Here is a 16,628-nt window from a genome sequence, read left to right on the forward strand (position 1 = left end):
AGTTGGCAACATTAAACGTGAGCAGCTAGAAGAGATCCAAGCTTATCTGCAACATTTTGTCTTTGTCGATGTTGAACGAGATGTGAGTTTCGATGTGACTGTTGCTGTCGGCGTTTCTAGCGGGCGCGAAAGTTACATGTCTCTGCAAGAGGTGTTACATCAAACAGATCAAGCAATGTATGAAACTAAGCACCAGAGAAATGTAGTGACCCCCATTCGCATCAAACATCGATAATCGGAAAAGATTTAAACAAATTGTTTAATTGATGTTCAATTGGTTCGCAATCAAAGAGTTTACTAGGATTTAGGCTTGCAATGATGCAATCGATGCTTGATAATCCTCCCACTCTTTGGCTCGAACCAAAGATGCTCTATGGAGGCCCTGGTCCTCCCGCAACACTAATTCGTGAACCTGGTCAGGCCCGGAAGGGAGCAGCCACAGCGACTGACGTGTGTGCCGGGATGTGGCTGGGGTTTCCACCCATCTAAAATTATTCTTATATTTCAATAGCCTACAACTATATGGTTAAAAATTGCACTGCTTGTGCACAAACTAGGTACACAACATGCAGTATCTATCTCTAAACCGTTCCGGTATATGGCAATTCAGATAGAAACTACCTGTTTCAGTACGTGCATAGTTTATACATGCCACCACGTTAGCTAGATTTTGGTTGACCCATAAATAGGCTTTTATACTCCGGTAAAGTTTGCATCAATCATTCAAGTTTCACATAATGAGAATAAGTTGTTATACTCTGGTCATAACATTAATTGGAGTTATAGTCTTTGGATGAGATTGATGTCTTATTAAGTATGCATGGTGAGCAAGTTCATCGAGATGATTGCTATACTTTGCTTCAGGATTTTTTTGAGGGGATAGACAAAACCATTGCTGCAATAGAGGGTAAATAATATGAAAGCAAGAATCGGAATCATGTCTGAAAAGCTCATTCGTATGAGGCTACTAGCTATTGCTCAAGGCAAATACAAACCCCAACAGGATGAACCGAGAGTATGGTATACATCAATCAACGCTATTTCTCAGATCCTTCGTCCTGAGAACATTGAGCTGTTGCGGTTAATTGACTCAGAGAGACCTGAGAGCTTGACTCAATTATCAGAATTGACAGGCCGAGCTAAGTCGAACTTATCAAATACGCTCAAAGCATTAAATGAAAAAGGTTTTGTACGTTTAGAACAAGGTGTTGGCAAGTCCGTCAAGCCAGTGGCTCTATTTACAGACTTTGAAATTGTTACGGATTCAGAGCTTGAACATTACTTGCTTCAACTCTCAATAGGCCAATCGGCTGCCTGATCTACAATAGACGACGAAAGCTTTTTAGGAATCTTTCAACCCATGACCAGAAAAATCAAAGGCGAGAGAAGCTGAAACCGGATTTTCTGCTATAGCTCCGAAAGCAGTTCGAACGCCAGCCATTGGCAAATCGTTCGAATTAGTAAATGTCTTTGCAATACCCATATATCCAAGCATAGGGTATTCAGACAGTTCAACACCGTTTGGGTATACATAGTTATTGTTTACTTCTGTATATAAACGATTACCATAAAAGTTACCTTGCGAATGCGTAACTAAAACCGTTCTGGCGCACTTGTCGAGATACGTTTCCAACTTAATTTCATGTTCGCATAGTCAAGCTCATTAACGCTGTCAGGTTTTGTTTAAAAGTCATTTCATCAGTGAACATTCCATTTATATAGAATAACTGCAAAGAATCGACTCCTTTAACACAGTAACTATCTGAAAAGGCAGCGTTTGCTCTGAACCATTAACACTCTACAAACTATTAAGCGACTTAGCTATACCTGAGTAGATATTCCCGCTCCTCAATATTTTGCTTATGAAATGGAAAGTGATGATCTGTTGGTTGGATACGGTCTGCCTTGGCAAGATAAGTCCCGAAACTTACCTTTCATATCTAAAGTGATTTAATTTCTGCAAAAAGCAATAGGCTTTTCTCTGTTTCTGAAAAGCCTACGCCCCATAGTTTGTTTCGTAAGTTGTCCGTCACACGATGCGGTTAAAAATTTGACCTACATTTTTATAATGTGAACGGTAGGGGCAAACTCAAAAAGAATATTTTCAATTCATAAAATGTCGTGATACGTCAATCAGCGGTGGTTTTGTAGTTATACAATGTTCCGCATATCATTTGAATGACACTAAGGGGGATAGATGTTACTTACCAACTACCATATGCATTGTCACTATTGTGATGGAAAAGGCTCACCTACAGATATGTTAGATAGCGCCAAAAAATTAGGTTTTAAGTCGGTTGGTTTTAGTTCACATGCACCGCTACCATTTGATAATGATTACTGCATGCTTCAAGAGAATTTAGACTCCTATCTACAAGAGATTTCAGCCGCTAAGTACGATGCAGACATCGAAGTCTATTTAGGCTTAGAGATTGATTATATACCCCAATATATGAAGCCGAGCGATGAAAAGTGGCAGATAGACAGCTTAGATTATCGTATTGGTTCCGTGCATATTTTGATGCCGCCTAATAATGAACGCCCAATGCTAAGCGTCGATGGGTCTCTAGATGATTTTTTAATCTTGCTGAATGATGTGTATAGCGGAAACGCAGAAATAATGGTCAGAGCGTATTACCAAAGAGTAGCCGAGCTGTGTGAGTCAGGAGGCTTTGATATTTTGGGCCACTATGATTTAGTGAAAAAGCATAATAAAGCCTTAGCTTTTTTTGATGAGCAAGCTTCATGGTATCAAGATATTGCGATTTCGACTCTCGACGCTGTTGCTAAGGCAGGCGTTATTCTCGAAGTGAATTATGGGGGGCTACTTCGTGGAGCCACCGATGAAGTCTACCCTTCACCATGGTTGTTGAGAGCGGCGAATGAGAGAAATATTCCCGTTCAGATTAATGCTGATGCACACGCACCGAGCCACCTTGGCGTCCATCACATGAAATGTCGTCAAATTTTGCAAGCCGTTGGGTATTCTCAACATCGGGTAATGTTAGGTGGTCATTGGCAAGATGTTGATTTATAGTTTTTACACTACCAGTCGCTTACAACATATTGAATTAGTTTAGGAAAAATCAAGCGGCGTTGAGTTATTTCACCTTAGTTTGTTGGAAGCAAACCAATGACTTGATCAAGTGATTTTACAACGGTCACTTTATCTATAAGCTCTTTATCTGGTGGCAACAAATCTGGCACCATAATAACCTGACAACCAGCGTTAAGCCCTGATAAAGCCCCATTATGTGAGTCTTCTAATACCAAGCATTCTTGTGGCGTTACATTCAGTTTATTACAAGCCATTAAATAGCCATCGGGTGCTGGTTTGCTATTTTTGACATCTTCAGATGTGACAACAACTTCAAATTGCTCTAAATAGCCACTGTTTTTGAAGTTGTGTTTTACATCTCGTAGGGGAGAAGATGTAATCAGAGCACAACGTAGATTTTTACTTTTTAGTGACTGAAAAAGTTGATCGAATCCTAGTTTATAAGCAATACCGTTTTCTCTTGATTGATGAAAGTGAGTATCGCGCTCTTTTTTGAATTGTTCTAGATTGAGTGCTGAACCAAAACGCTCTTGCATCATCGATTCACATTGACCATCTTGTACGCCTAAAAAATGTTGGTAAAAGTCATCACTTAGATCAAGTCCCTGATTACTTGCAGCATGCTGCCAACTTAATTTATAAACACTCTCAGTGTCGAAGATTAAACCATCCATATCAAATAGTAGTGTTGTAATCATAGCTCTCTCAATATTTACCCGTTTTTTTGCGACAGATATTATCATTCTTGACAAGCTTCAAATCTGTCTTGGCTCATTTTGCTAGTTTGTGCACCATTGAACTGATGATTTACGTCATCAATACAGAACACTAAGTAGTGACTTTCCATACCTGAAGTAATTCATTATTTACTAAATTATGCGTTATTTGAGTCAACGGTCGTCGGGTATCTGGTATTTTCGTTACCAAATTCCGCCTTAATATCATTCGTATTTCTCTGGTCAGACCGATATTACGAATGGCGAAGAAGGTTACTACCATGCAAACAGCCACGGCTAAACAATCGTGGCTGTCTAAACAAAGTAAAATATCAGAGCCTATCGAATCACTGCGATCGGCATTTTATTTTGTCTAAGGCGATTATCGAGCCAGCATTTCTTTCACTTGGGTAGAGCCAATAAATTCTTCTAAAGAAGTTAGTTTAATATCAGCAATACCAAAGCGCGGATTATTCTCCTGCCCGGGCTCCGGTACACAGATTGCCGTCATTCGAGCCGCTTTCGCTGCAATCAGTCCATTTACTGAATCTTCAATAGCCAGACAGTGGCGAGGTTCGGTTGCCAGCTTTTCTGCCGCGTCCAGATACACCTGTGGATGAGGTTTGCCATGGGTTAAATGCTCTGCTGACACATAGATTTCAAAGAATCTTTCGATATCAAATGCTTGCAACACGGCTTCAATCAGCCTCAGTGGTGATGAGGAGGCAAGACCGATTTTCAAATCTGTCGTAGCAAGCCATTCTAATGAAGCCAAAACGCCTGGAAGAAGTTCACCTTTAGCGTTAATTTGCGCTATCACTTCATCTAAAATTGCATTTTGTAACTCAACACTACAGTTTTCATCCAATCCGCAGTAGCGAATCCAGTAATTCGCAATTTCATCAATACGTAATCCGGTACTCTGATAGGCAAGCTGCTCTGTAATGGTGCCACCAAATTTTGCGACGGCATTAACCTTAGCTTGGCGCCATAGTGGTTCTGAATCTACCAGAACGCCATCCATATCGAATATGACTGTTTCAATCAAAATTTAATCCTTATAGCAAAATATAAAATTGTTAAGAGTGTCGGTAGGCCACGCCATTGTCATCATCAAAATAATTATCTATCACAGAATGAATAAAAATCCCAACTTGTGTTCACATTCAATGAGTTCACAAATTGGGATTAAGTTGCAGTATGTACTTAATAATTCTAACTAGACTTTAAAATATTCCAACTCATTGGTTTGTGCTTCAGCGAGTTGTGCGAGTTCAGTCGACGCTTGCAGAGTTTGATGAATGGCTGAAACATTTCGGTTCACCAAATCAAAAGTATTGGTGATTGACTTAGATATCTCTTCAGTTACCGCAAACTGTTGCTGAGAAGCCGTCGCCACCAACGTATTGATATCCGAAATCGATTGAGATGCAGTTGCTATTTCTTCAAATGCCGCTTTGATTTGATCAGCAAGTGCAACGGAGTCTTCAATCAGATCCACGTTTTCCATCATATTCTTATTCGCTTTGTCGGATTGACCGCGCAATCTTTCAATGATCTTCTGAATGCTAACTGTTGACTCTTGAGTCCGAGTTGCCAGAACACGAACTTCATCTGCTACGACTGAAAAGCCTCTTCCTTGTTCGCCAGCGCGTGCGGCTTCAATCGCAGCGTTTAGCGCAAGCAAATTGGTTTGTTCTGAAATATTGTTGATGACTTCGGTAACACTGCCAATTTCTAACACCAACTGACCAAGCTCGCTAACAATACTTGCTGTGTTGGTCACCGACTGACTGATTTTATCGGTTAAGTTGATGTTTTGTTCTAATGTCTGTTTGCCGTTTGCTACGCTGTGTTGCGTTTTGCGAGCTTCTTCTTCTGCCATGACTGCTTTGCTACTCACTTTCTGAGAAGTCGAAGATAACTCATTGACCGCAGTAGAAACTTGCTCCATTTGCTGCAGTTCATCTTGCGCGTTATGTTGTGTTTCGTTCATCACAACATTCAGCTCTTGTGCAGCCGACGAGACGTTTTCTGAAATGCTCATGGAGTTTTTAATTAAGCTCGATAATTGAGCAGAAAGGTTGACCAAAGAGAGATAAATACCCGTTTCTTTACCTGTTTGGGTGAAGTTATGGGAGAGATTGCCGGTTGCCATCTCTTTCATTAGTGCCGCGATTTCATCTGGAGCACCACCGACAGGTCTTAGGACTAATTTATTAATGATCATCATTAATACCGCACTAGCCAGAATAATGCAGATAAGACCGGTAGCCGCAGCACTGATGAGTTGGTCGTCTGCGCTTTGTTCAATTTCTTGGTTGCGTGTAAAGGTAACAAAGCTCCAACCACTGAGTGGCAGATCAGACCAAAAAGCAGTGAAATCAATATCTTTGCCATTGACACTCGCGCTATAGCTGAGCTCTGGAGTTGCATCACTGAATTGTTTGTATAAAGGGCGTTGTTCAAAAATGTTTTTACCAACTAATTCAGGGTAGGGTGAATGCAAAATCGTACCGTCATGGGCGTAGAGAAACATGGTTTTCATACTGGCAAAACTGCCCAGAACCGCTTCCGCTTTGATATTGGAGGTGACTGCGGTATCACTGTTGATTTTATAAATGACTGCGATAACCAAATTGCCGCTCGTTGCTGATTTAAACGGTTCTGAAACGTAAAAGTCTTTGCCCTGATTAAATATTGCAGTGTAGTAGGAGCGGTTCATCTGCTTGGCATTGATCGGTAGCTTTTCTCCTTCAGAAGAGAATAAGCTGCCATCTTTCGTGAGGATCGCAACTGCTTCACTGACGTCTTGCTGTACTCGTTGCAGGGTTTGCAACTGACGGATCACATGACTGGCTAAACTTCCTCCTTCCGTGTCACCGTCAAAACTATTAATCGATGCCAGCTCATTACGATAACTGATAAATTTTGCATCCAATGTCGCTTCAATAGTGGCATTTTGTTCTCTTAGTAGCTCTTTATGCTGATGAATGCTTTCATTATGAAAAGCGCGATAATCTAATGCTGCGATAACAATAATAATGGCCGCAATGAGCAGGCTCAGCGTACCGATAGTATGTAGTTTGAATCTGTTCATGGCTCCCCCATAAGTTAATATTTAACACTTAAAATATAATCAATGTGAATGATTATTCTATGGGCGCGGACTATATATTTTTTATTTTAGTTCTGGTAGGAGATCTTGTGAGAGATGAATAAAAACCTATTTTAGGTCAATTTTTCAGCGATGGAATTATGCGCTTAATTGTGCTTGGATGGATAGCTATGCGCATTGTCTAGTACTGAACGGATTTATAGTGGAATTGGTATTATCCGTGAGGCAAGGCATAAAAAAATCAGCCATTAGCAATTAATGCAAATGGCTGATTCACTCACTAGCCGCCTACCTGCAACTCAAGTAGTTTGAGTATACTAATTCACACCTTGTAGTGAGAAAGCTGTTCGTTGAGGCCTGCTGCTAGTGCACTTAATGTTTTGCAGGCTTGTGTGGTATCGCTGCTGTAGCTTAAGTTCTGATCGCTCGCTTCGCGAATCAGGTTGATGTTTTTGCTGACGTCTTCCGCGACAAATCGTTGCTGCTCTACTGCACTTGCTATCTCTGCATTGAGTTGTGAAATATTATTGACCGAAGAGAGTACAGTTCTAAGGACCTCATCTGCAGCCTTAGCCTGAGCAACGTTGCTTTCTGCTAACTTACGGCTGTTGTCCATTTGCTCTGACGCTTGCTTGCCGCTGTGTTGTAAGCGCTCAACCATCTTGCGAATTTCTTCAGTAGAGGCCTGAGTTCTGCTTGCTAGTAAGCGAACTTCGTCTGCGACAACCGCGAACCCTCGACCTTGTTCACCAGCACGTGCCGCTTCAATAGCCGCATTAAGCGCCAGCAAGTTCGTTTGTTCTGCAATGTCGCGAATGACCGTAAGCACTTTGCTGATACTGTCACTGGCATCCACCAGCTCTTGCACAACAAGACTAGAGCTTTCGATATTGCTTGCCTGATGTTGAATACTGTCGATGGTTGCGGTGAGAGTTTCTCCCACTTTATTCACATCTTGGTTAGCCTGGTTGGCATTGTTCTCAGCATCCGAGGTATTTTTTGCGATATCTAACGCTGAAATACTCATTTCATGAGAAGCGGCTGCAACTTGTTCTGTATCTTTGTTTTGCGACGCAATCGAACTTAATGACTGATTAGCCAATGCCAACAACTGATTTGCCGATTGACTAACATCTTCGGCAGCAGCTTTGGAGTGTTTAATCGTTTCATGAATGCGGTCGAGAAGATTATTGAACCCTAATGCCATGGTACCCAGTTCATCTTTGCTGTGCTGTTCAAAGCGTTTTGTTAAGTCACCTTCACCGTCTGCTAAGTTGTGAATAGCATCGACGTAGACTTTGAGTGGCTTGCCAACGATTTTGTGAACCATAATCGAAATGAACGCAATCAATATGACACCTATACCTAGAACTATCGAGACGCTTTGGATGGAAGCACTCCAAATCATGCTATTAATGTCAGCATTGGGATAAGCAGAAACGATTTCATAGCCCCAAGGGGTATAGGTCGAGCGAGAAACATTCCAGTTTTCTTTATCCGCAAGCGCGTTGGCTACCGAATTAGCATCGGTATTGCCTGAGAACATACGCAGTTGACCTTTGCCATCAAGCAAAGCAACAAAGCCGTTATCTAACACTCTTGCGTTATTGACGGCATCGGAAATTGCTTGCATGTCGGCAGAATAACCCACATACCAGATACCAATCGTATTACCATTTGTAATTATTGGCTCATAACCGGCAATATATGGCTGCCCTAAAATGTCGACTTCACCATAAAAGCTCTGACCTTTGCTAATCGCTTGCATTGCTTTACCAGTAGAAGCGAGGGTCGTCCCTGTCGCACGTTGTCCATCTTTCTTAACGTTGGTGGAAATGCGTACAAACTCATCATTGGTGCGAGAAAACAAAGTCGCAGTACCACCCATTACCTTGGTGAGGTTGTCGACTAAGTCGTACTGGTTAGTTTGTTTACTCTCACCAAAATAGAGGTTAGAGGCCATCTTGCCAGAAACCTCATCGCTATCTCTAAGCGTTGGCGAACCAAGCTCAAGGCTACGTTCTTTCAACAAGTTCATACTACTTTGCACGCGCTGCAGCATAATACTGTCAGTGGTGTCGAGTAATCTGGATATATCTTCAACGGCATCTTTCTGATGTTGTTGCGCCGTTTCATGCACCGAAGTGATAGTATGAGTGATTTGGAATCCCACTAATACCGCGGCAAATAAACATATCAACAAAGAAATGCTTAAAATGAATTTTTTATTAATACTCATAAACTTCCTTTAAAACTACAAAATGAAAACATGCTTTATCTTTTTAATTATGTGAGCATGTTGGCGTTTTTTTGATCAATTTGCTAGTTCTAAATTAGCGTTTTTGCATAAAAAAGATGCATTATTTAATTAACCTAAATAAAACAAAGAGTAATAATTGTTACATTTTGTTAGCAATGGTATTGTGAAATGAGTTTGATGTAGATGTGTTCGTAGCCAATAGTTTTGCTCCCATATCACCTTGGACTAATACTGTTTGTCAGCTTTCCATAGATATAGGCGAGTTCCGCAACAGTATGAGCCGAGAATTTCTTTAACAGACTTGCTCTGTGAACTTCAACAGTACGCATTGCGATACAAAGTTCGTCAGCAATACGGATGTTGCGTTTACCTGAAATAATCAGTCTTAGTATGTCTTTTTCACGTTTGGTTAGCGAGTCATAGCAAGCCTTGGCGTCAACCCAGTCGAGTTTGGCCGCAGATTGGGCTTGTCCATCCATAATGGCTTGCACCAGTTCGTCACCTTTCACTGGCTTTTGAAAAAAGTGAATTGCGCCTTCTTGCAAAGCGTCGACAGCCATTGGAATATCACCATGGCCAGTGAGGTAAATGATCGCTAAAGGACTGTTAGCTTCGTTAAGAATTTGATGAACCTGCTGACCTCGAAGTTGTGGCATTCGGCTGTCCAATATCACACAGCCGGGCTTGGTTGTGTCGATAGAATCCAGAAACAGTTGGCCGTCCGCAAATGTAGTCACTTTAAAATCGTGTTCTTCAAGCATAAAGGCGAGCGAATCACGGACGGACTCGTCATCGTCGACGACATAAACAGGAAGTTGCGTATTGATGTGGTTCATAAGTGATATTCCTGATGATCCATTAAAAATAGGGCAGCGAAAGTGTGACCATACAGCCGTGAGGTTTTGTAGACTGCAACTGAATCTGACCATGGTGGGTTTCCATAACATCTCGGCATATGGCTAACCCTAGGCCAAGTCCGTTCTCTTTGGTTGTAAAGAAGGCGTCGTTTATTTCATTTCCCGCTAAACCTGTGCCATTGTCTGTGAGCTTAACCAGCAGGTTTTCCTGATGGTATTCAGTCTCTACAGTAATGGTCGCTTGATAGTCTTCTGTCTTATGGCGTTGTTGGTAGCTGATACAGGCATCAATGGCGTTATTTAACAAGTTGACGAACACTTGCTGCATGCCCACGGAATCAATGTCAGCGGCAATAACGTCACCTTCCGTTTGGCGCACCAGTAAAACCGAGTGTTTCTGTAAGCGGTAATGCATTAACTCTAGGGTGTCGGTTATCAGATCTTCTATATTGTTCGGTTGCTTTTCGATGCTACGTTTTTTAATGAGATTGCGTAAACGATGAATAATGGCATCTGCTCTATCCACCTCTTTTTGAATTTTATGAAAGACCGGTACGATATCTTCATTCGGTCTTTGCTTAGAAAGTCTCAATAAGCCACCTTCGCTGTAATTTCGTATTGCAGCGAGAGGTTGGTTGATTTCATGTGCAAGGCTGCTGCCCAGCTCATCGACAATCGCTACGCGCTGAGAGTGTTCAAGCTGTTCATTTTTTTCTTTAAGTCGAGATTGTGTCTGTTCCAGAGCCTGCTTACTTTTGCTGAAACGGTATTCAAGCCAAAAGTGATAAGCGTTCAAAACGATGACAAATACAAAAACTGCCCATGCCCATTCCTGATGAAATCGCAGCCAACGAAAGGCTTCTTTCCACCAAGGTTCTTGAAATGGGTGGAGGTCTAACGCCTGATAAAGTTTATCAATGGACAAAAGGCTGGCGGGAGATGTCCAGCCAGAGGCTCCGGCAGCAATAGCCGCTTGGCTGTCCGATGGCATTGCCAGTAAGGCCCGAGTGACCTGTTTTGCCAGTTGAGAAGATGCACGCTCAGTTTTTGCAAACGACCAGTTTGGATAAAGGCGAGTCGATACCTGACAAGGGAAATCACTCGGTGTCTGCACATTGATCACTCGATAAGCATTGGCTCCCAATAATCCTTCTTGTTGCATGGTTTCAAGTAGGCACACTGGAACTATTGCTGCGTCAACAATCTTGTCTCGCAGTTGGTAGAGATTGGCGTCGATCGGAAAGCCAAGAAAACGAACATTGGCGAAGAAGTCATTAGGGTTGATTCCCATTTCTAACACTTGATAGCGCAGCGTCAGATACCCCCCGAACGCTCGTTCTGAAACCGCAGCCATCGGTTTTCCTGCTAATTCTTCGATTTTGAAATACGGAGCGTCTTTTTGCACCACTACGGCTGAACCAATGGTGTGATTAAAATGACCGGTTAGGCCGCTGTTGAGGGTGGCTAACCACGACAGTTCAAACTGTCTGCCCAAACGTACCGCTTGGCCGGGATTGGTCAGGATGAAATCCATGCTCTGGTTCTGCACGGCGATTGCCATACTTTCTAAGTCCAGAGGATGGAGGATAAAGTCGCTATCAGGAATTTGTTGGTTCAGCCAATCCATTGTCGGTTGCCAACGCTGCTGTGCGTATAAGTTGCCTCGTATGGCTAACACACCAATATCAACAGAGTTTTTCTCTGTTGATTGCCCAAAGCTGAACGCAGAAAACAGCAGAGAGATACTTGCCAATAGCAGAGCTGCAATGTGCTGTATACCCGTTCTCATCATCGCCTGAATTGTCCGTTTGAAATCCTTATATGGCTAAGGATAACAGCATCTTACTGCTAGCTACATTTGTTTTAGATCAACTTTGATCTGGGTATGTGGAAATCCACTATATCGGCAAGTGGGGGCTTTTCTGACAATAAACACAGACCCCTTATAAATTTAGCAGGTGAGTGATGGATACGAGCAAAAGACGCTTCATGAGTGCCGTTACTGCTGGCGCTGCTTTGATTCCAATCACGGGTGTTGGAACAGCAACAGCAAGTACCGTGATACGAAATAACCAGTCGCCAGACAGAAAAGGTCAAACCGGTAAGCGTTACGCCATGGTTATTGACTTGCGTAAGTGCGTCGGTTGTCAGGCGTGTACGGTTGCTTGCAGTGTGGAAAACCAAATGCCGATTGGTCAGTTCAGAACCACAGTCAAACAATACGAAGTGACTCTGGAAGATGGCTCATCTTCAACGCAAAACGTAAAAGCGTTTACCTTACCCCGTTTGTGTAATCACTGTGAAAACCCACCTTGCGTTGCGGTTTGTCCGGTACAAGCCACCTTTCAGCGCGACGATGGCATTGTGATGGTTGATAACAGCCGTTGTGTTGCCTGTGCTTACTGCGTTCAGGCTTGTCCCTATGATGCACGCGTCATCAACCATGATACGTTGACAGCCGATAAATGTACCTTCTGTGCCCATCGTCTTGAAAAAGGGCTGTTGCCTGCTTGCGTGGAAACCTGTGTAGGCGGTGCAAGGGTGATTGGCGACATCAATGACCCGAAAAGTTACGTCAGTCAGTTAATCGCAGAGCATGGCGATGATATCAAGGTTCTAAAACCGAATGAAAATACCCGTCCACATGTGTTCTACATCGGTATGAACGAAAGGTTTGTTCATCCATTGCAAGGACAATCTGCGATTTTTGAACCGCAAGGAGAACCAGCATGATCATTACCGAAGTTCTCGTTCAACCTCAGGCTGTTGCTTGGTTGCCATGGGCCGTTCAGTATTTCTTCTACATCGGTTCGGCCTATGCAGCGGCGATACTGTTTGTGATTGCGTTAAAGTTTGATCAGCAAAGTAGCCATCGTCTGCGTGCTGCGTTGGTGCTCACTATGGCGATTGGCGCTGTAGTCGGCCCGCTTGCACTGACTGGCGATCTTCATCAGCCGGGCAGAGCGTGGCATTTCTACCTATATTTCACACCATGGTCATGGATGTCGTTAGGTTCTCTGTTGTTACCCGTGTTTTCCGGCTTGACGATAATCACAGCTTGGTTGTACTTGCGTAATGACTTGATGAAATTAAGTGATAGCCAAGGAAAAGTGTTCAGATGGATTTCCAAGCTGACGCTGGGTCAATGGCAGATTTCTCATAAACACATGTTGGTAGTGTCTCTGTTCACCGCTCTTTCTGGCTTAACCATTGCGGTGTATACCGGCGCTGAGATTATGGCGGTAGATTCTCGGCCTTTATGGAATCAGCCTGCATCGCCACTGTTTTGGTTTGTTTCCGCCTTCTTGGGTGCTGTGGGTTTTACGCTGCTTGTCTGGCTGCTTTTTCCAAACAAAAGTAAGCAAGATTCAATGACGTCCTTTGATCTCAACCTGCTGAAAAAAGTGGTCTCATTGAGCAGCGTCCTTTCCTTGGTGCTTGTACCGATTTGGGCGTCGAATAATCAGACATTTTCGCTATATCTCAGCAATGAGTGGGTGCATCAGCTGGCGATGATCTCAGTTTTGATGCTACTGAGCGTTGTCTGGGGCATGTTTTGTTTGCGTGAGCATTACAGCAAAACAGGTTTGCTAGTGATGGTGTTGTTGGCTCTTGGTGCTGCATGGGTTGTACGTTGGGTCACCATGATGCAGGTTCAGACCATTGCCAAATACGATACTGGGCCGATTCCGTATCAGCTCTCATTAGGATCTGATGGCTTACTGGGCATTGTAGGGATGTTCGGTCTATGGCTGGCTCTTGCTCTGCTTGCCAGCGAGTTAGTTTCATCCAGTGCCCCACGACTCACATCTACTCATCAATAATTAGAGGAACAGTTCTATGGACAATAAACGTCGTCAGTTTTTGAAGTCTGGCCTCGCCGTTGGTGGTGCAGGTGCGTTTGCAGCAGGTTATGCGACCACAACCAAACATATGGTCGAAGGCGTGGTTGAAGGTAAAGCTGGCAGCCCAACTAAGGACATTCATCATGGTAATTCACTGGAAGCTGAGTATACGGTCAACGCAAAGGGCAACTTGATTCCAAATCCAAATCAGCGAGTAGCGCCTTCAATGTGTTTTGGTTGTTGGACTTTGTGTAAGAAGGCGTATGAACTGAACAAAAGACTGAACTATGGATTAACCCGAATTTATGTGGATTAAACGGGATTGAGGTTAGATAATTAAAGGGCTGACAAAAATATGGGTCATCATTCCCTCTGACAATTATGAGGCTCGACAAATGAACAAAAAAATCAGAGGGAACAAAATTTGGCGCGACAAACGACCAAAAAAACAATCAGCTCAAATCACCGTTGCAAAATCGATCTTACTACTTCTTATTCAAATTTCAAAACTAAGCAAGAATCTAATGCTATTTGGTTTTAAATGACATGAACATTCGATGTACCAATTTAAGATCTTTGATTGATAAATGAGTTAAAGATTTTACAGTCTCTCCAACTATGCTTGAAGCTTTAGTCATTACGTAGTTCTTACTTAGTCTAAGTTGGTGTGCTCTTGCCCATATGGCCTTGTAGTAATACTTTCGGTCACTCTCATTATACACTGGCTTTCCTTCGCGTTTTATAGCAGTTTGCCGCTTTAAAAAGCTAATTGCTTCATCATATTTATCTTGTGGGATAGATTTGTACTCTGTGACCGAATATTTTTCTTTAATCTTCTTCCACCATTTGCCATAAGCACTCTGTCGTGACATTCCGTGGGCGACTTCTTGAACAACCAATGTATCAATACATTTTTTCACATTGTATGCTTGGGCCTCAGTAAGTACGTCAGCATCTCGAATAACAATCTTCTCTTGAATTATTTTTTCAGGGGGAAGTGATTGAATAATCACGTTATTGTTCCCCATGATATTGTTATTACCTTTTACATTAATTGAAGCTGTCCTTTGCTTCTCGGTTCGACCTTTCGATCCTTTACCTTTCTTCTTCGGCTCTATGCTGTTTGCAAGCTCAAGAAGAGCTTCATCGAAGGTAGGTTCGTCCTTTTCACTATCTTTTGAACTACGGCCACTACAAGGGAACTGATAAACATTGGACATAAGGTTCTCCTATGACGCTAACTCAATAGCCTCTTCAATTAATTGATAATCAATTTTTTTATCCTTAGTGCTCATTTTGTAAAGTAAGGTGATGATTTTTGCTTTCTTTGCTGGAGCAATAAAAGCTTCTTTTTTTTCAAGAATAATTTCAATAGCTTGTATTATATTTTGCAACACCTGTTCATTTAGTTGCGTATGTTCGTCCCGTTTTTTTGATGGATCTTCACCTGTAGCAAGCCAACTGATTGATTTTCCGGACGCCTCAGCAATGAGAGCGAGCCTATCCAGTGTTGGATATTGTTTTGCCGCGATATAGTTCCGCAATGTCTTCTCTGACAACCCACATTTGCGGCTAAAAGACCGCACAGAGTCATTTCCAATTATGTACTCAAGTCTTTCGCTGAAAGGGATTATTTGTTCACTAGGAATAATCCCTTCCGGATTATTCTCTTTATTAAGGGATTTTTCTGTCAAACCCCTTGTGCTATCAAGTATTTCCATTAGTTTCTCTCAAAAACGCAACAAAGCACAAAAATCCGCAATCAGGTTGACTTGCGGATTTTTTAGCCGCTATATTTACTACACGTTCACGCAACACGGCAGTGTTACACCTCCGTGTAACTCTTGAGGATATCAAAATGCAGGAAACAATTCATGATTGGCATCGCGCTGATGTGAAAAGTGCTTTAGAGAAAGCTGGAACCAATCTATCTAAGCTCGCCCGAGAGAACAAAATTAAGCCTGTAACCTTTCGTAATGTTTTGCGTACTCCTTGTCCGAGTTATCAAGAAATTGTGGCGAAAGCGCTAAACGAAAAACCAGAAAATATCTGGCCTAGTCGTTACATGAAAAAGACGGCATAGGTGACGGCATGTGGTTTACAGCAAAAGAACTGATTGGTTATCCAGAAATGCCAACAACGGTTCACAAAATAAGAGAGAAGCTAGACAAACTGTCAGGTAGACAAGAGCAGAGCTTTAGAAAAAGAGATGGCAGCAAAGGATTTGAATATCACATCTCTTGTTTACCGACTGAAACGCAACAGCACATATACGCCCAGCAAGCGATTGCTGAGCGTAAAGACAATTCCGATCTTACTAAAAAGGTTCGTGATGAGTTTGTTGAAGCAAACCTTGAGCGTAGCTCGGATGAAAAAATCCAAGCACTTGCGCTAATGAATGGCTGGTCGGAAGAACGTAAAAACCGGTGCAATGTTCGTTACGACATCATCAAAGCCTGTGATGAATACATTCGTAATGTTGCAATGATTGGCGTTAAACGCACTCAGGCTACACGTGATTTCGTTGCGATGTTCAATGCGAAGTCTCTGGCGTTTGATGAGAACGTCTATCGCACTCTGGATGGTAAATTCAGTGAAGCTTCTTTGTACCGTTGGCGCAAAGACTACAGAACTGGCGGAATTGCCAACTTAGATCGCAGAGCTAACCCAGACAAAGAAAACTTCATCATTGAGTCTCAACCTGACATGAAAGCTTTTGCGCTGGCCTTTATTGAGGCGTTCCCACACGCCCAAGGAACGAAGCTGCGTAAAGG

General features: G+C 42.5%; 16 protein-coding genes, 1 other RNA gene and 3 pseudogenes. 11 read left to right on the forward strand and 9 right to left on the reverse strand.

Going from position 1 to position 16,628, the window contains the following annotated elements:
• The 4 genes and pseudogenes from ACK5MF_RS05270 to ACK5MF_RS05285 form a co-directional block, all read left to right on the forward strand.
• A pseudogene (locus ACK5MF_RS05270) lies at window positions 1-235 on the forward strand (GGDEF domain-containing protein); the annotation flags it as partial.
• Window positions 236-380: 145 nt separating this feature from the next.
• Window positions 381-477, forward strand: an RNA gene (gene ffs, locus ACK5MF_RS05275) — signal recognition particle sRNA small type.
• A gap of 312 nt (window positions 478-789) precedes the next feature.
• Window positions 790-915 carry a hypothetical protein gene (locus ACK5MF_RS05280; RefSeq protein ID WP_416920057.1) on the forward strand — a complete coding sequence of 42 codons (126 nt, stop codon included), beginning with the start codon at window positions 790-792 and terminating at the stop codon, window positions 913-915.
• Between the two features lies 1 nt (window position 916).
• Window positions 917-1,318 (forward strand): helix-turn-helix domain-containing protein, encoded by a 402-nt coding sequence (locus ACK5MF_RS05285; protein ID WP_416920059.1) that lies wholly within the window; start codon window positions 917-919, stop codon window positions 1,316-1,318.
• 24 nt (window positions 1,319-1,342) lie between these two features.
• On the opposite strand, the gene ACK5MF_RS05290 is transcribed toward ACK5MF_RS05285, so the two are convergent.
• Entirely contained in the window at window positions 1,343-1,633 is a 291-nt protein-coding gene (locus ACK5MF_RS05290) for a hypothetical protein (protein ID WP_416920061.1), read from the reverse strand.
• A 198-nt stretch (window positions 1,634-1,831) separates the two neighbouring features.
• Between ACK5MF_RS05290 and ACK5MF_RS05295 the strand changes: the two are divergent.
• Window positions 1,832-1,954: pseudogene (locus tag ACK5MF_RS05295) on the forward strand (hypoxanthine phosphoribosyltransferase); the annotation flags it as partial.
• 243 nt (window positions 1,955-2,197) lie between these two features.
• Window positions 2,198-3,037: a histidinol-phosphatase gene (locus ACK5MF_RS05300; RefSeq protein WP_416920063.1), complete on the forward strand. Its 840-nt coding sequence runs from the start codon at window positions 2,198-2,200 to the stop codon at window positions 3,035-3,037.
• Between the two features lie 74 nt (window positions 3,038-3,111).
• Here the strand turns inward: ACK5MF_RS05300 and ACK5MF_RS05305 are convergent, their stop codons facing one another.
• The 6 genes from ACK5MF_RS05305 to ACK5MF_RS05330 all read right to left on the reverse strand — a co-directional run bounded on the left by ACK5MF_RS05305 (window position 3,112) and on the right by ACK5MF_RS05330 (window position 11,798).
• Window positions 3,112-3,756: an HAD family hydrolase gene (locus ACK5MF_RS05305; RefSeq protein ID WP_416920065.1), complete on the reverse strand. Its 645-nt coding sequence runs from the start codon at window positions 3,754-3,756 to the stop codon at window positions 3,112-3,114.
• A gap of 400 nt (window positions 3,757-4,156) precedes the next feature.
• On the reverse strand, window positions 4,157-4,822 hold the full coding sequence (gene hxpB / locus ACK5MF_RS05310) for a hexitol phosphatase HxpB (RefSeq protein ID WP_416920067.1): 666 nt from the start codon (window positions 4,820-4,822) through the stop codon (window positions 4,157-4,159).
• A 171-nt stretch (window positions 4,823-4,993) separates the two neighbouring features.
• Window positions 4,994-6,874: a methyl-accepting chemotaxis protein gene (locus ACK5MF_RS05315; protein ID WP_416920069.1), complete on the reverse strand. Its 1,881-nt coding sequence runs from the start codon at window positions 6,872-6,874 to the stop codon at window positions 4,994-4,996.
• Between the two features lie 340 nt (window positions 6,875-7,214).
• Window positions 7,215-9,131 (reverse strand): methyl-accepting chemotaxis protein, encoded by a 1,917-nt coding sequence (locus ACK5MF_RS05320; RefSeq protein ID WP_416920071.1) that lies wholly within the window; start codon window positions 9,129-9,131, stop codon window positions 7,215-7,217.
• A gap of 236 nt (window positions 9,132-9,367) precedes the next feature.
• On the reverse strand, window positions 9,368-9,988 hold the full coding sequence (locus ACK5MF_RS05325; RefSeq protein ID WP_416920073.1) for a response regulator transcription factor: 621 nt from the start codon (window positions 9,986-9,988) through the stop codon (window positions 9,368-9,370).
• 22 nt (window positions 9,989-10,010) lie between these two features.
• A complete protein-coding gene (locus ACK5MF_RS05330; RefSeq protein ID WP_416920087.1) occupies window positions 10,011-11,798 on the reverse strand; it encodes a sensor histidine kinase in 1,788 nt (595 codons plus the stop codon).
• 176 nt (window positions 11,799-11,974) lie between these two features.
• On the opposite strand from ACK5MF_RS05330, the gene dsrO reads away from it, so the two are divergent.
• From dsrO to ACK5MF_RS05345, 3 genes and pseudogenes are all read left to right on the forward strand, one after another.
• Window positions 11,975-12,742 carry a sulfate reduction electron transfer complex DsrMKJOP subunit DsrO gene (gene dsrO, locus ACK5MF_RS05335; protein ID WP_416920075.1) on the forward strand — a complete coding sequence of 256 codons (768 nt, stop codon included), beginning with the start codon at window positions 11,975-11,977 and terminating at the stop codon, window positions 12,740-12,742.
• Window positions 12,739-13,833: an NrfD/PsrC family molybdoenzyme membrane anchor subunit gene (nrfD, locus tag ACK5MF_RS05340; protein WP_416920077.1), complete on the forward strand. Its 1,095-nt coding sequence runs from the start codon at window positions 12,739-12,741 to the stop codon at window positions 13,831-13,833. Before dsrO ends, nrfD begins: the two co-directional genes overlap by 4 nt.
• 16 nt (window positions 13,834-13,849) lie before the next feature.
• Window positions 13,850-14,134, forward strand: a pseudogene (locus ACK5MF_RS05345) (twin-arginine translocation signal domain-containing protein); the annotation flags it as partial.
• 247 nt (window positions 14,135-14,381) lie between these two features.
• Here ACK5MF_RS05345 and ACK5MF_RS05350 read toward each other — a convergent pair.
• Together ACK5MF_RS05350 and ACK5MF_RS05355 are read right to left on the reverse strand one after the other, a co-directional pair.
• Window positions 14,382-15,074 carry an ORF6C domain-containing protein gene (locus ACK5MF_RS05350; RefSeq protein ID WP_416920079.1) on the reverse strand — a complete coding sequence of 231 codons (693 nt, stop codon included), beginning with the start codon at window positions 15,072-15,074 and terminating at the stop codon, window positions 14,382-14,384.
• Between the two features lie 9 nt (window positions 15,075-15,083).
• A complete protein-coding gene (locus tag ACK5MF_RS05355; RefSeq protein WP_416920081.1) occupies window positions 15,084-15,575 on the reverse strand; it encodes a helix-turn-helix domain-containing protein in 492 nt (163 codons plus the stop codon).
• A 137-nt stretch (window positions 15,576-15,712) separates the two neighbouring features.
• On the opposite strand from ACK5MF_RS05355, the gene ACK5MF_RS05360 reads away from it, so the two are divergent.
• Window positions 15,713-15,937 (forward strand): helix-turn-helix domain-containing protein, encoded by a 225-nt coding sequence (locus tag ACK5MF_RS05360; protein ID WP_416920083.1) that lies wholly within the window; start codon window positions 15,713-15,715, stop codon window positions 15,935-15,937.
• Between the two features lie 8 nt (window positions 15,938-15,945).
• Window positions 15,946-16,628, forward strand: a 683-nt coding sequence (locus ACK5MF_RS05365) for a DNA-binding protein (RefSeq protein WP_416920085.1), incomplete at its 3' end; no start/stop codon positions are given.

Source organism: Vibrio sp., from assembly GCF_047973365.1.
In the GTDB taxonomy this organism is placed as follows: Bacteria; Pseudomonadota; Gammaproteobacteria; order Enterobacterales; family Vibrionaceae; genus Vibrio.